Annotated in this window: 14 protein-coding genes; 3 read left to right on the top strand and 11 right to left on the bottom strand. The window is 63.1% G+C overall.

Annotated features, from left to right (window positions below):
• Positions 1 to 65: 65 nt before the first annotated feature.
• From HMPREF2845_RS01670 to HMPREF2845_RS01650, 5 genes are all read right to left on the bottom strand, one after another.
• Positions 66 to 605 carry an Rv3654c family TadE-like protein gene (locus HMPREF2845_RS01670; protein ID WP_070633727.1) on the bottom strand — a complete coding sequence of 180 codons (540 nt, stop codon included), beginning with the start codon at positions 603 to 605 and terminating at the stop codon, positions 66 to 68.
• On the bottom strand, positions 595 to 1,017 hold the full coding sequence (locus HMPREF2845_RS01665) for a TadE family type IV pilus minor pilin (RefSeq protein ID WP_239664236.1): 423 nt from the start codon (positions 1,015 to 1,017) through the stop codon (positions 595 to 597). The genes HMPREF2845_RS01670 and HMPREF2845_RS01665 overlap by 11 nt, the downstream gene beginning before the upstream one ends.
• Before the next feature lie 188 nt (positions 1,018 to 1,205).
• Entirely contained in the window at positions 1,206 to 1,847 is a 642-nt protein-coding gene (locus HMPREF2845_RS01660; protein ID WP_070633726.1) for a DUF4244 domain-containing protein, read from the bottom strand.
• Positions 1,848 to 1,989: 142 nt separating this feature from the next.
• On the bottom strand, positions 1,990 to 3,267 hold the full coding sequence (locus HMPREF2845_RS01655; protein ID WP_070633725.1) for a type II secretion system F family protein: 1,278 nt from the start codon (positions 3,265 to 3,267) through the stop codon (positions 1,990 to 1,992).
• Positions 3,268 to 3,307: 40 nt separating this feature from the next.
• Positions 3,308 to 4,930 (bottom strand): TadA family conjugal transfer-associated ATPase, encoded by a 1,623-nt coding sequence (locus HMPREF2845_RS01650; RefSeq protein ID WP_246824583.1) that lies wholly within the window; start codon positions 4,928 to 4,930, stop codon positions 3,308 to 3,310.
• Positions 4,931 to 5,167: 237 nt separating this feature from the next.
• Here HMPREF2845_RS01650 and HMPREF2845_RS01645 point away from each other — a divergent pair, with 237 nt between their 5' ends.
• Positions 5,168 to 7,189, top strand: a complete 2,022-nt coding sequence (locus tag HMPREF2845_RS01645; RefSeq protein ID WP_070633723.1) for a bifunctional 3'-5' exonuclease/DNA polymerase — start codon at positions 5,168 to 5,170, stop codon at positions 7,187 to 7,189.
• Positions 7,190 to 7,327: 138 nt separating this feature from the next.
• Here the strand turns inward: HMPREF2845_RS01645 and HMPREF2845_RS01640 are convergent, their stop codons facing one another.
• Positions 7,328 to 8,113, bottom strand: a complete 786-nt coding sequence (locus HMPREF2845_RS01640; protein ID WP_049338328.1) for an NUDIX hydrolase — start codon at positions 8,111 to 8,113, stop codon at positions 7,328 to 7,330.
• Positions 8,114 to 8,163: 50 nt separating this feature from the next.
• Positions 8,164 to 9,099, bottom strand: coding sequence for an endonuclease III (nth, locus tag HMPREF2845_RS01635; RefSeq protein ID WP_049351932.1), 936 nt, complete (start codon positions 9,097 to 9,099; stop codon positions 8,164 to 8,166).
• A 132-nt stretch (positions 9,100 to 9,231) separates the two neighbouring features.
• On the opposite strand from nth, the gene aroQ reads away from it, so the two are divergent.
• The gene (aroQ, locus tag HMPREF2845_RS01630) at positions 9,232 to 9,672 is read left to right on the top strand and encodes a type II 3-dehydroquinate dehydratase (protein ID WP_005504658.1); all 441 of its coding nucleotides are present in this window, start codon (positions 9,232 to 9,234) and stop codon (positions 9,670 to 9,672) included.
• Between the two features lie 138 nt (positions 9,673 to 9,810).
• On the opposite strand, the gene HMPREF2845_RS01625 is transcribed toward aroQ, so the two are convergent.
• Positions 9,811 to 10,989 (bottom strand): MarP family serine protease, encoded by a 1,179-nt coding sequence (locus tag HMPREF2845_RS01625; RefSeq protein WP_049351934.1) that lies wholly within the window; start codon positions 10,987 to 10,989, stop codon positions 9,811 to 9,813.
• 486 nt (positions 10,990 to 11,475) lie between these two features.
• On the opposite strand from HMPREF2845_RS01625, the gene HMPREF2845_RS01620 reads away from it, so the two are divergent.
• Complete coding sequence (locus HMPREF2845_RS01620) at positions 11,476 to 12,153, top strand: Crp/Fnr family transcriptional regulator (protein ID WP_005504653.1); 678 nt, start codon at positions 11,476 to 11,478, stop codon at positions 12,151 to 12,153.
• Between the two features lie 146 nt (positions 12,154 to 12,299).
• Here HMPREF2845_RS01620 and HMPREF2845_RS01615 read toward each other — a convergent pair whose 3' ends face one another.
• From HMPREF2845_RS01615 to HMPREF2845_RS01605, 3 genes are all read right to left on the bottom strand, one after another.
• Positions 12,300 to 13,469: an NUDIX hydrolase gene (locus HMPREF2845_RS01615; protein ID WP_070633722.1), complete on the bottom strand. Its 1,170-nt coding sequence runs from the start codon at positions 13,467 to 13,469 to the stop codon at positions 12,300 to 12,302.
• Entirely contained in the window at positions 13,462 to 13,944 is a 483-nt protein-coding gene (locus HMPREF2845_RS01610; RefSeq protein WP_005508253.1) for a RidA family protein, read from the bottom strand. Before HMPREF2845_RS01610 ends, HMPREF2845_RS01615 begins: the two co-directional genes overlap by 8 nt.
• A gap of 185 nt (positions 13,945 to 14,129) precedes the next feature.
• Entirely contained in the window at positions 14,130 to 14,333 is a 204-nt protein-coding gene (locus HMPREF2845_RS01605) for a DUF4177 domain-containing protein (RefSeq protein ID WP_005504647.1), read from the bottom strand.
• Positions 14,334 to 14,375 lie beyond the last annotated feature (42 nt).

Here is a 14,375-nt window from a genome sequence, read left to right as displayed (position 1 = left end):
GGGTGCGGGGCGTGCTGGGGATGCAGGACGGGCTGGGATGACAACTCCCGGCGAGCGCAAATAGCCTAGTCGGCTGGGCTTTCCGGCTCAGGAGGTTCGGGCACCGAGTCCTGCCCAGTATCCAGCTCCTCCTCCAGCTCGGTAACCTCATCGGGGCTCAGCTCCTCCGCGTTGCCCGCCGCGGCGTGCTCTTCTTCGGCGTACTCTTCTTCGGGGTGTTCAGCCCCGGCGCGGGCACGCACCCTCGCCGGGCCCAACATCCCCATGGGCCCTGCGACGGGGACGGCGACCGTCACCTCCACCGTTTCGGGGCGGTCCGGAAACGTACAGGATTCCAGGTGTGCCCCGTGGCGTTCGGCAAGATCCGCCGCGACCGCACACGGGTCGCCCTCGGTGAGCCCGCGGTAGGCATCCGCCGCCGCGAGTGCGCTCAAATCAGCAGCTGCGGAAGCCCTGCGGTTCGCGGACACCGCCCCGATCAGCCCGGCAATCACCACGGTCACCACCAGTAGCGCGGCAATAATGGTGAGGGCGAGGACGGTGCCGCTACCCTCTTCGGAATATTCGTCCGCAGACCAAGCAAGAACCGCGCTTCTATTCGCCATCACTGCCGGTACTTTCTTCACTGTCACTGCTTTCCTGAGTGCCACCGTTGCCTTCAACGCGGGCGTGAGCGTCCGCCCGCAGCACCCAGCCGGTTGCCGAGCCGATTACGCCGGGGGCGAGGCGACTCACCCGCACGTGCACTTCCCGGGCACGCCCCGCATCCGCGGCGACCGCACCATCAGAAGCGACAGCATCAGGAGAAACAGAAATCTGCACGCTCTGCACCGGGTCGATGCGGCTGACGGCGGAGCGAATCTGCGCCTCGGAATCCCCGCGGGCGGCGGCTCGTGCGGCCGTTCGCGCGGACTCCTCCACTTTCAGCTGCGCAACCCCCGTAGAGGCGGCACCCAGGCAGAGGGCGAGCACCACCGTCACGGCGGGTAGGGCAACCGCAAACTCGGCGGTAATCACACCCTCTTCTGCTGGGCTCTTGTGCGGGGTTGAGGGTGCCGGTTCCGCCCCGACTTTTCCTGCGAGACGAGCGCACCGCAAAGCACCCAAATTCACATGAGCATTCATTCTTTATTCCTCCTTTCTGACTTGATTTTCCAGGACTTCCAATACCTAGAAGCAAACCCTACGCGGGTTCACCAAAGGTTCTAGAGCAGCCCCGTATTGCCCGCAATGGACAGGGCGTTACGCACAATATCCAGGAGCATGGAACGCACCTCATCTGACTTGAGAATCAGCACCAGCAGGCCCGCGAAACCGACCGCCGCGAGCATCACAATGCCGTACTCCGCGGTGGAGGCGCCTTCCTCTGGGTCCCCCGCGGGGGCGTAGTCTTCGAGCGCCTTTTCGTGCCCCTCAGCGGGTACATATTCGGTGCAGCCAGGCGCGTGCTCACCCAGGCTGCGGCAGGTAGCGCCGCATTCGTCCAGGGTGCAGCCCTCGGCGAGCGCGCGGGCAATGGTCAGCGCCTGGTCGGGGTTCAGACGGTCCGTGTTCATATCAATCTCCATTTCGTTAGGGTCAATCCTGGGGCCGGCATGCTTCTGCTCAGCGCCGGCGGAAAGCTCAGCATCAGTAAAGAGTTCGGGGCATTCTTCGCGCAGCTGCTTCATGGTGGTTGCGATGGCAACGGACAGCGGCACGGGGCCCAGAATGGTCTGCGTTTCAGCGCCCTGCACGGCACCGAGCGCGGCGGGCTGAATTTCGCTCGGAGCACCGGCCGGGGCGTTTACCGGAGCGCCGACGGGGTGCAGGTCGTGGCGGATTGCTTCGCAGAGGGTGTTCGTCATTGGTTTTCCTTTCGTTGTGCCCTAAACATGCGGGGCGGGGTGGGTGCTCATCCGCGTTCGCTGCAGATGGGCGAAGGTCTAAAGCGAAGGTCTAAACTTTTCAGCATTTCGGCTAGTCAACAGCGCTTATGGGCATGGTTCTTTAGCCGGTCAGCGTGGGTAGTAGCGAAATGAGGATGGGCACAATGCCCAGGCAGATAAAGGCGGGCAGCGAGCACAACCCGAGGGGTACCACGAGCGCTACGGAGAGCTTTCCGGCGGCGCGTTCTGACGCACGGCGTTCGCTGAGGCGGTGCGCGTCGGCAAGGGAGAGCAGTAGCGCCGTGCTGGGTGCGCCGCCCGTGTAGGCGGGGGCGAGTGCATCCCGCAGCTCACCGAAGGTTCCCGCCGCGGACCCCGACCAGGCACTCCCCCAATTGCTACCCATCTGCAGGCGCTGGCAGACCGTGTGCAACGCTCGGCTGTTAAGCGCCTCGGCGAGGGTGCCCAGTGCGGCGAGCGGTGCGAGCCCGGCTCTCAACTGCGCGGCGAGTAGTTCCAGCACGAGGGCGGTATCAACGGGCGGCATATTCGAGGTTTGTTCGGCTCCATTACTTGCCGCGCTCTCCACCTCTGCCCGATGCACGAGCGCGGCGGTCCAGCGACGCCCGGCGAAGGCAAGCCCCAGCCCGAGCAAACCGGTGAGCGCTCCGAGAACGGACCCTGTCAGCACACCCACGGGGTCGCTTCCCATGAGCACCCCCAACCCGAGGCCGAGCAGCGGCAGCCAGGAGAGGATCCTGCCGGTGGCACGCGGTGCGGCGAGGGCGCTCTGCCTGCCCAGGAGCGCGTCGATGCGTTCTTCGGCGTGTTCGGCGGCGCGTTCCAGGCTCGTGGCGAGCGGCGCACCGGCGCTCTCGCTCATGCGCAGGCTCAGCTGCAGGTCGTGCAGGCGCTCGCGGCTGTGCGGGCGCATCCGGGTACTGTTTTCGAGCAGTTGGGCGCAGGCGAGGTGCGCGGGGGCACCCCAGGAGGTGACCGTGGCAAGAGCCTGCATGAAGCGACGGATATCTTCGGCGCACCGCTTCTGCCCGTAGTCTTCGGAGAGGGGCGAGGGACTTCGCACCCATCGAGGTCGGTTGCTTTTCCGGGCGCTTTTCCGAGAGCTATTCTTCGCGCGAGTTTTCCCCGTACCCGGCACCAGCTCGCCCTGCCCGAACTTCCCGAACTCCTCGAGCTGCCTAGAGCCCGGGTCGGTGTGCACCGCCTCCTGCAGGGGGATGCCAGCGCGTAGGTTCAGCGCGAGGGTGCGTAGCATGAGCGGCCACATGCGCATTTCCTCGGCGCTGGCTGCTCCGGCGATGCGCCCAGCTAGGCGCTCAGCCCAGCATTCAGTCCAGCGTTCGCGAAGGCTTCCGTTGCCCTTCTCGTTCTGCTTCATTGCTTCCTCCTTTCACGTTTTCCGTCCCCCATTTCGGGGGCTAGTACCCAACATCAGAGCCAGTAGAGATACGCCTGACCTGCAGGTACTCTTCACTCCCCTGTGTGGCGGGGTGCAGGCTGTAAATACCCTCGATGCGGCGGCGACCATCCCGGTGTTCTAGGTGAATAATGCGTTCAAAAGCCGTCGCCGTATGTAGAGCGACCGTTCTACTATCCAGTCCGGCGAGCGCACCCAGAGCACACAAACGCAGGGGCACCACCTGCGCACTATTAGCGTGCAGGGTCGTTCCGGCACCGCGGTGACCGGTGTTCATGGCGGTCAGCAGGTGCACCACCTCCGCGCCGCGGCACTCACCGACCACGAGCCGATCCGGGCCCATACGTAGCGCCTGCACGATCAGCTCACCCAGCCCAATTTCGCCGGCGCCTTCGGAGTTGGCGGCACGGGTTTTGAGGGCAATAACCTGCTCATGCTGCGGCGCCAACTCCGGGGTGTCTTCGAGCAGAATGAGGCGCTCCTGCGGCCTGCACAGCCCCAGCAGGGCGTTGAGCAGGGTTGTTTTGCCAGTGCCGGTGCCCCCGCTAATGAGGAATCCGCGGCGTTCGGCAATCATGCGGCACAGATAGGCGGCGGTCGCCTCATCACACAACCCAGCGGCCTGCAGCTGCGCCAGGGTGGGGCGCTCGCGGGCGGGTAGACGCACGGAGAGCCGGGTGCGTTCGCTCAGCGGCGGGATAATCGCGTGGATGCGTCTGCCGTGCTCATCGCTGATGTCAGCCGCCGGATGCGCGGCATCCAGCTGCCCGCCGTGCCTGCGGATGAGCCGCTCGGCAAGGTCACGCACGCGCCGCTCGTTACCGAGGCTCAGCGCCACGGGGCGGGTGGTTCCGTTGATGCCCACCCAGATATCGCAGGGCGAGTTCACGTAGATATCGGTGATGGTTCCGGCGCGTTGCCCCTCGTCAAGGAGCAGTCCGAGGGCACCGAGGCCGTAGAGTTCCGCGGCGAGGTAGCGCAGCGCGGTCTGCCGGTTGACGGGCACGTATTCCACGCTGGGGTAGCTCCATGAGGCGGGCGCGGGTTGCACCGTTTTGGTGCGGAATTTTCGGGGCTTCGTCACATTAGTTCTATCTGCGCCCGTTCCTTCTGCGTTCGTGTTCCCCCAGGCATTCCCCTGGCATCCGCCATCGATGGCGCAAATTGCCTCATCCACGGCATTTTCGAGGATCTCGCGGAGGGGCTGGGATTCTTGGAGTAACCCACCGCCCGCGGCACTCGCAGCGTTTGCACTGCCCGCGGCAACCACACCCTCTGCGGGCGGCCGCTCCCCTGCCTTCTCGACTCCGGCACTGAATCCGTTACTGGGTCCGCCGCTGAACCCGGCGCTGAACCCGCCGCTAAAACCGCCCAGGGCGATAGCGCTCATCTGCGGCGAGCGCAGAATCAGCTCGCGGGCGTGCAGGGCGACGGCGCGGGCGCGATAGTCTTCGGGAATGAGCAGGGCGGGTAGCGAGTGCGCGCCGGTGTTCTGGACACCCGTATTCTGTGCGCCCGGCTGATTCGCGCCCTGTGCGGCACGCGGCGAGCAACCGTTGGGGTTGCCGGGATTGTTGGCAGGGTGCCCGGCGGGATTGCTGGAGGGATTCATGGCGGAGTTCATGGCTCTAGGAGACCATTACGCCCGCCTCGAATTTTTAAGAGAATGAGCGTTCTGTGGATAACTCCTCGCGCACCCCGAAATATCCACGATGCACGCGTCTCAAACGAACAAAACGCACACATCCGGCGCTTTTATGACAAACCGCGGCGCATTCAGCCCTCCCCTGCCTCTTCCGCAAACCGCCCGCCCGCGACCACAAACCACGCGCCTTCGCACCCGGTCACCGATAATGGAAGAATGTACGTTCTGCTCAGTCCTGCCACCGGCGCGGGTATTACCGCCCAGACCGGCACCTCCGCGCACCCGGTCACCTCGGCTATTGCCGCGGGTGCGTCCCCGCGCGGTGCTCAACCGGTGACCTCGTGGGGTGCTTTTCATTTTTCGGCGCCGACCGCTGAACAGTTGCAGGACCCGACCTTTATTCCGCGGATTACGCGGGCGGATCGGGTGAGTGCGGCGAATCTTCCGGCGTATGTGCGAGAGGTGGAGCGGCAGGCGGCAGATTCGGCGCAGGCGCGTTTTCCCCGCTGGATTTGGGCTGATACCCGCCACGTTGACCCGCTGCTTCTGCGCCGCGGGGTGCGGGTGCATCTGTGCCATGATTTGCGTCTGGTGCAGCGAATTTTGACGACTGCCGCTACGCATCCGAGCGGTTTTGTGGAGTACAGCCCGGTGCTGGATCTTTCTGATGTGCGTGAGGCGGCCGAGCCTCAGGGGTATCTGCCGGTGGCGCGGCAGATTCAGGGTCAGGAGGAGCTGTTCGGCGCTGATTTTTTGAGCGCGCCTGCTGCTCCTGATTCCTCCACGACTCCTACCAGCACCGCCCAGTCCCCCACCGCTTCTTCCCCGGATTTCCTGGAGGCGGCGCCTCACGAGCCTTTTGCCCCGCAGTTGGCGGCGGGCCCGGTGACTCTGCTGCCGGAGCATCCGGTGGTGCGTGTGCTGATGCGTGAATGGCTGGCACAGGCGCGCGCTATTAGCGCGTCAAGGCACCCGGAGCGACTGCGTCTTTTGGCGGCGGCTGAGTCTGCCGGTGCATTGGTGGCGGCTGAGATTGGCTATTACGGCATCCCGTTTAATGTGCAGGCGCATCATGAGCATCTGTGCGAGTTGTTGGGTCCGCGCTCGGTGCCCGGGGAGCGTCCGCAGAAGATGCAAGAGTTGGCGGAGCAGATTCAGCGCATGCTGTTTATGCCGTCGTTGAACCCGGATTCGCCGCAGGATCTTTTGCGTGCTCTGCAGTCTGCGGGGGTTTCGGTGAAGTCTACGCGTTCGTGGGAGTTGAAGAGTTGGGCGGATGCGATTCCGGCTCAGCGGCAGAAGCGTTGGGCGCTGATTGACCCGATTCTGCGCTATAAGAAGCTGTACCGTATTTGGACTGCTAACGGCTGGACCTGGGCTGATACTTGGGTTTCCGAGGGTGCGTTCCGCCCGCATCTTGAGGTGGGCGGCGCCGCGACCGGGCGTTGGGGCGCTTCCGGCGGTGGTGCGTTGCAGCTACCTGCGGAGATTCGTCAGGCGGTGCAGGCGCCGGAGGGTCAGGTGCTGACGGTGACGGATGGCTCGCAGATTGAGCCGCGTATTTTGGCAGCGTTGAGCCGTGATGAGGCGCTCGCTTCGGCGGGTCGTGGCGCTGACCTGTATGCGGGTATTGCCGAGCTGGCGCGCATGAAGGGTGTGGGTTTGACGGAGCGTTCCCACGCGAAGGTTGGCATGTTGGCGATTATGTATGGCGGCCGCAGCGGTGAGATTGGTGCCCTGTTGCCGCATGTGGCGGCGCTTTTTCCGCAGGCGATGGACTTTACGGAGCGTGCCGCGCGCATTGGTGAGGCGGGCGGGCAGGTGACGACTTTTTTGGGTCGTACGTCCCCGCCGGTGGATGAGCGTTTCCGTGAGATTGTGGCTGATCGGTCTTCGCCGGCGGCTGAGTCGCGTGCGGTGTCGACTGCGCGTGCGCACGGGCGTATGACCCGCAATTTTATTGTGCAGGGTACGGCGGCTGAGTGGGCTCTATGCTGGATGGGCGCGGTGCGTTCTCGTCTGTTGTCGGAGCGGATTTTTGGTATGCCGATGCGCACCCGCATTGTGTATTTTTTGCACGATGAGCTTCTGCTGTGCGGTCCCGACCTGGAGGCGGATCGCGTGGAGCGTATCGTGCGTGAGGGCGCTGCGGAGGCGGCGCGTCTGCTCTTCGGTCGGGTGCCGGTTGATTTTCCGGTGTCGGTGGTGCGGGTGCGCAACTACGCCGAGGGTAAATAATCTGCGGTAAATAATCAGCCGCGCATAAGCGGCACCGTACAACAAAAAATAGGGGTGGCAGGTAGCTTCGTTCAAGCTACCTGCCACCCCTATCTGCACCCTATATCCGCTAGTCAAGCGCTTATTCTGCAATGAGCTTTACTCCTCGTAGCCGGGTGCCGGGCGCATCTTTTTCTGATCCCAGGGCACGGTCCAGCCGAGCGAGTCGAAGATCCGGTCCAGCAGAATTGCGGTGAATCCCCAGACGGTGAATTCTTCACCGCCGAGCATGCGCACCTCGAAGGCGGGGGTGCGGTGTGAGGTGCGGCCGCGTTTGACGTAGGCGGTGTGCCGGTTGGCGGGGTTGAGCAGGTCGCGCACGGGCACGCGGGCGATGAGCGCGGACTCGTTGTGGTCGACGACCTCGACGGGTACGGGGCTGTTCCACCAGCCGATGACGGGGGTGACCATGAAGTTGCTGATGGGTAGCGGCAGGGTGTGTAGCTGGCCTAGGATCTGCACGCCGGCGGGGTCGAGCCCGGTTTCTTCGACCGCCTCGCGCAGGGCGGCGATGTGGGCGACGGGTTCGCCGGTGGTTTCGGCGAGCGCGTAGTCTTCGGGGTCGATTTTGCCGCCGGGGAAGGCGGGCTGACCGGCGTGTGAGCGCAGGGTTGCGGCACGTACGAGGAGCAGTACATCCAGGTCGGCGCTGACGTTTTCGGGGCAGCCGTCAAATTTGCCGGTGGAGGGCGAGTTGTCAAGCACACCAAAGAGGATCAGCACGGCGGCTTCTTTGCTGAGGGGGCTGGCGGGTGCGCTGCGCAGTAGGGCTTGGACGTCAAATTCCACGCCGCCCTCTGCGAGAGCCGCCAGTGCCTGCTGGGCGGGGTGCTGTGCATCCTGCCCAGCCTGTTCGGGTTGTACCGACTGCTCGGGTGCGCTCATCTGTGTACCTCTCTTCTGCGCGGCTGCGTTCCGGTTCGGCTTAGTCGCCGTTAGGCGCTGAGCGGGTAGCCTTCTGCCATGAGTTCGCGGCGGGTTGCGCCCTGCAGGAATCGCAGGTGCAGATCTTCTCGACCGGGTGCCATTTCGTATTTCATGAGTTTACGTGCTGCTTGTTCGTTCGTTTCCCCGGCGCCATAGGACGGGCAGAGGTCGGCGACGGGGCATACGCCGCAGGCGGGCTTTTTGGCGTGGCAGATGCGGCGGCCGTGGTAGACCATGCGGTGTGAGAAGAGCGTCCAGTCTTTGCGTTCGATGAGTTCGGCGACGTCTTTTTCGACTGTCTCGGGGGCGTCTGCGGTGGTGAATCCCATGCGACGTGCGAGGCGGCCGAAGTGGGTGTCTACGGTCAGTCCGGGCACGTCGAAGGCGTTTCCGAGGACCACGTTCGCGGTTTTGCGGCCAACTCCGGCGAGTTCTACGAGCTCTTCGAGGGTTGAGGGAACCTGCCCGTTGTGGCGCTCTACGAGCTGCTGAGAGAGGGTGACGATGGAGCGTGCCTTGGCGCGGTAGAAGCCGAGGGACTGAATATAAGGTTCGACCTCTTCGGTGCGTGCGGAGGCGAGCGCGGCGGCGTCCGGGTAGCGTGCGAAGAGTGCACCGGTGACGGAGTTGACGCGCACGTCGGTGGTTTGTGCCGAGAGCACGGTGGCGATGAGCAGCTCGAAGGGGTTGTCGAAGTCGAGTTCTGCGACGGCGTAGGGGTAGGTTTCGCCGAGGATGCGGTTGATTTTGCGGGCGCGGCGCACGGTGGCGAGGTGGCTTTCGGGTGCGCGGGCGTTGAGGCGGCGTGCGGCGGCTGCGGCTTTGAATTCGGGGACGAATCGGATTTGTAGGAGCGATTCGGTGTTCTCTGCCGCAGTGTTCTCAGCCGTGCTGTTTTCTGCCGCGGTGTTCTCTACTTCGGTGCGGGTGGCGTTCTCGGTCATAGCGCGAGGGTACCGGGCTTGGGCGTGTGGGCGGTAGCGAGGTTCACCGTACTTGGCTCGCTCGCCCATCATTTTCTGGGCAGTTCGCGCCAGCTAGCGCTCAGCGGGCGCCGGCTGTGCCACACTGGTTTTATGTCAGATACAATTTTTGTGCTTAACGGACCGAATTTGAACCTGCTTGGGCAGCGCCGCCCCGAGGTGTACGGCTACACCACTCTGCACGATATTGAGCGTATGGTGCGTGAGCGCGCGGCGGATCATGGTTTTGATGTTGAGTTTATGCAGTCGAATCATGAGGGTGCGCTGGTGGATGAGATTCAGCGTGCTCGTACTCGTGGCGCGGCGATTATTATTAACCCGGCGGCGTACACGCACACCTCGGTGGCGCTGCATGATGCGCTGGAGGCAGCTGAGCTTCCGGTGGTTGAGGTGCATCTGTCGAATGTGCATCGTCGTGAGCAGTTCCGTCATCATTCGTTTGTGTCGCCGCAGGCTACTGCGGTGATTGCCGGTGCGGGTGCGTACGGCTATGTCATGGCGGTTGATTTCCTGGCACAGCACCTGGCGGAATAACAGCGCAGCATCTCGCTGAATAGCGCAGCCCAGCGCCTGGCGGAATAGCCCAGCACTGCCTCCGTTCGTTAAATAGTTCAGGCTCCCGTTCCTCATGTGAGGGGGGAGCCTGAACTTTTATCGCTATTTAGCGGCTAGTTACTTGCGGCAGGTGCCGGTGGAGACTGCGGCGGTGTTGTCGCCGCCTTCGGCCAGTGCCTGCTTGAGGGTGCTTGCGGTGATGGCGTAGCCGGTCTGGCCGGTGGTTGCCCTACCGAAGATCACGCCGACCACGTTGCCGTTTTCGTCGAGGACGGGGCCGCCGGAGTTGCCGTGCTGCACGTCGGCTGCCAGCTGGTAGACCTGGCGCATGGCGTTGGCACGGCCGGTGTCAGCGTCGATGGTCTGGGTGTTGCCGATGCCCTGCACGGTGGCGGGCAGTGCCTTGAACGGGCCGCCCTTGGGGTAGCCCATGAAGGTTACGAGGCTACCTGCGGTGGCGTTGGTGCCAATGTTCAGCGGTGCAAGCGGCAGCTTGGGAACGCTGATGAAGGCGAGGTCCTGTTCGGTGTCCATGTAGACGACGGTGCCGGGCCAGGTACGGCCGCGGGAGTCCTGCACGACCGGGGAGGTCACGCCGGCGACTACGTGGGCGTTGGTGACGACCAGGCCGTTATCCGCCACGAAGCCGGAGCCGGTGGAGGTGTAGCCGCACTGCTCTGCGGCGCCCAGAATCTCAACGACGGAGGCTGCCGCCTGGTCCAGTGCCGCGGATTCTACCGTCTCGGTGGGGGCGCTGGTTTCGGGGGCGATGAGCTGGCTGACTTCCGGAATGGTTCCGAAGGCGAGCACGTCATTGCGTACCGTGTTGATGCGGTCCTTGACGACCTCGGGGGTGGAGGCGACCATCCAGGAGAGGGTCTTGGAGTCGCTGAGCGCAGTGTTGAGCTGCGGGATGGGCACGGTGCGCATGGAGATGGTCAGCACGACCATGACCAGGGCGCAGGCGGCGAGGTTCAGCACGCCGCCGAAGAAGCGTTCTACGCCCTTGAGCGGGGTGATGTCGGTGACGCGGCGGATGGTGCGTCCGGCAACGAGGCCGAGCCACTGTCCGATGGTCAGGCAGATGATGAGCACGCCGACGGCGGTAATGAGGCTCCATTGGGATCCCACGGATGCCACGGCGAGGGGCACGAGCCAGGCTGCGGCGCAGACGCCCAGACCCAGGCCGAGGAAGGTTCCGAGGGTGGTGAAGAATCCGCTGCGGACTCCGGCGAGGAAGTAGAGCAGCAGAATGATGGGGATAGCAATATCAAGCAGGTTGATGCCAGTCGTCACGACTAATTGCCTCCTTGGTGGGTAGAAATGGTCACGGTGTGCCCATGTGGTTAGTGCGGGCTGTGCCCGGTGAGTGTGGCGGCGCGTTAACACCCAGTGGTGGATGCGGCGGGCTTGTGTTCCCGGGGTTTTGGGCTCGGGTTTCTGCCTCGTCGCATCGTACCGTGTGTAGAGGCGGTGCGCCTCCTGGTCATGAGGGTGTCTGCGTGCTTGGTACCGAAAAAAGTACACACCTGAATGCCTGATATTAGGTGCTGAACCTGTGGGTAAGCTTTGAATTTTCTCGGAAGAAATAACTTTTGCTGTAAAGCTCGCCCTATCGGAATGCACAAACAGCTTTTTTAGGGTACGCTCATATCAGTTGAATATGTCACACTAGCTTGAGCCTTCTCACATTTCAGATGTTGAGACGCATGGCACCGGTTCGGGCTCACTCACTGAACATTTACGAGCTTCGGCTCATCACCTCATATCTAGGAGAACTTTATGGATCTCGAGATCCTCCGTCGTACCCCTCTCTTTGCTAACCTCGACGACGCAGCTTTCGCTCTGCTGACCGATGACATTCAGGAGATTGACCTCTCCCGCAACGCTGTCCTTTTCTACGAGGGTGACCAGGACGATCAGCTCTTCGCTGTGCTCTCCGGTAAGGTCAAGCTGGGCCGTACCGCCGCTGACGGTCGCGAGAACATGGTCGCGATTATGGGTCCCGGTGATGTTTTCGGCGAGATGGCTCTCTTCGACCCCTCACCCCGTTCGACCAACGCTGTCGCTGTTTCTGAGACCCGCTTGGCTGCCATCAAGCACGAGTCTTTCAAGCGCGCACAGCAGCTGGACCCCTCGATTTCCGATCAGGTCATTAAGACTCTGGCTCGCCGCCTGCGCCACGCTAACGAGGCACTGGCTGACCTGGTCTTCTCCGACGTTCCCGGCCGCCTCGCTAAGGCACTGCTGGACCTGGCTGACCGCTTCGGCCGCCCCGCAACCGACGGTGTGCTCGTTGCTCACGAGCTGACCCAGGAAGAGCTGGCACAGCTGGTTGGTGCATCCCGCGAGACCGTGAACAAGGCTCTTGCCGAGTTCGTTTCTCGCGGCTGGATCCGTCTGGAGGCACGCGCAGTTGTCATTCTGGACCTGCCCCGCCTGCGCCAGCGTTCCCGCTAAGGTCTCTTTGAGTTAGGGCATTCTAGGACGCCCTCGCTAAAAGACGCACGACTTAAATAGATCAGGAGCCGTTTCCCTCTGCATGGGGAAACGGCTCCTGATTTCTTTAACGCTTCATCATACGAGCGAGCGGATGCACTACCCTCTTAGAGCACACCCATCGCGCCGGTGTACATGGAACCGGTGGTAGCCGGAACCACCTCGGTGAAGGAGAGCATGCACGCACCGTTGTGGGTGACGAGCACGGGCTTCTTCACCTCAATATTGCGGCGCTTGGACAGCCAGGCCACGGAAGTCTGGGCCTTCGCCAAAGATTCGAGCAGGCACATCACGCCGGGGGTGATGAGCTGGTCGAGGGTGCGTCCCACCGTGTTGGGCTGACCGATGCGGTCGCCCAGTTCACTGGTGTCCTTGGCTTCGAGCAGTTCACGCACGTTCAGCCAGTCGCCCCACACACCCTTACCGAGCAGCAGCTTCGGGTCCTGGCCTACGGGTAGCGCCGTGGTGAAGTAGGCGATGTCGTAGCGCTTGAGGAAGAAGTCTGGGGACTGCCAACGCGCGACCGGGCGCAACAGGTCGGCGCGCACGCTCAAACCACTGGAGGTCAAGAAGTTAGAGAAGCTCTTGTCCTGCTCGGCAACCGCCTCGCGCCACGCCATGAGCTCGGGGGTGCTGGAGCGTTCCACCACGTCCTGGTCGTCCTCGCCAGCGAGCAGAATGCCGGTCTCTTCGAAGGACTCACGGATGGCAGCCATGACGCTGCGGCGTGCCTGAGTAACGTCAGAGAAGTGGAACTGTTCTTCCCAGTATTCGGCGCCGGGGCCGACCCAGGAGGCCGCCTCATCATCACCGGGAAGAGCCGTACCGCCGGGGAAAGCCACCACGCCCAGCGGAGAGGTGCCGGGACGGTAGGTCAGAATCGTTTCGAGACCGTTCTCGCCGTCGCGCACAAAAATTACGGAGGCAGCCTGACGCATCGTGCAACCGGTCGCACCTTCGTTACCGCCTTCACACCAGCTTTCGGCGGCAGTGCGCATGAACTCAGGAATCGCGTAGAGACGCTGAATGGCTGCGGTGCGCGGACCTGACTGGCGGCCGGTAAACATGCGGGGGCGCTCCACGCCCTCAGCCGGGGTGGGAGTGCCGAAGCGGCGTTCCTGCACCGGCAGGGGTAGAGTCTTGATGTTTTGGGCGGTGCCATTATCCTGTGCGGATTCGGTGCGTGCAGTCTTCTCAGGAGCGTCCTGTGCTGCCCGCTGAGCCTGGGCAGCACGAATAGCAGACAGCGGCAGCGCGCCGGTGTACAGATTAGACATATTCAACAATGATCTCGACCTCTACGGGCGAGTCCAGGGGAAGAACGGGAACGCCGACGGCGGAGCGGGCGTGCTGGCCTGCCTCACCGAAGATTTCGCCGAGCAGTTCGGAGGCACCGTTAATGACGGCGGGCTGAGCGGTGAAGTTCACCTCGGATGCCACGAAGCCGACAACCTTCACGACGCGCTGCACGCGGTCCAGGTCGCCAATGACGGACTTGACCGCTGCCAGGGCGTTGAGCAGGCTGATACCCGCGTACTTCTTCGCATTCTCGGGGGTCACGAAGCCTTCAGCACCGGAGTCGGACACCTTACCGGTTTCGGGCAGGGCGCCCTCAACGAAGGGCAGCTGGCCGGAGGTGTACACGTAGGAGCCGGAGGTCACCGCGGGAACGTATGCGGCAACGGGGGCGGGTGCTACGGGCAGTTCGTAACCGAGTTCGCGGATACGTGCTTCAATACGGGATTCAGTCATGATTACTCCAGAAGAATGGCGGGTGATGGCACCCAAACGGTGATAGGGGAAATGCCGTAAATCTAAACGCTACTGATATTCAGGCAGCTGTTAAACGGCTAACCGGCGGCCTTCCTCATCTATTCCCGCGCTCCCCTAGTTAAAGGAGAGCCGGGATAGCGAGGTGACCGCCGGGTACGCTGCTCTTAGTCAGCCTTCTCGCGCTTAAAGTAGGCGATGGGGTTGCCCTGAGTCGGAGCGACCATGTTCGATGCGGGGGTTGCACCGGCAGGTGCGGAGGCACCGGGCAGCACGGTGACGAGCTCCCAGCCATCTTCACCCCAGTTATCGAGGATTGCCTTGGTCGTGTGGATCATCAGCGGTACAGTTGCGTATTCCCATTTCTTCATACCCTCTAGCCTAGCTTTCAGGGTCGAATAAGTAAAAGGGAT

This window comes from Rothia sp. HMSC065B04 (genome assembly GCF_001812285.1).
Classification (GTDB): Bacteria; Actinomycetota; Actinomycetes; order Actinomycetales; family Micrococcaceae; genus Rothia; species Rothia mucilaginosa.
The sequence above is the reverse complement of the archived record's forward strand: the minus strand, read 5'-3'. Positions and strand labels throughout refer to the sequence as shown.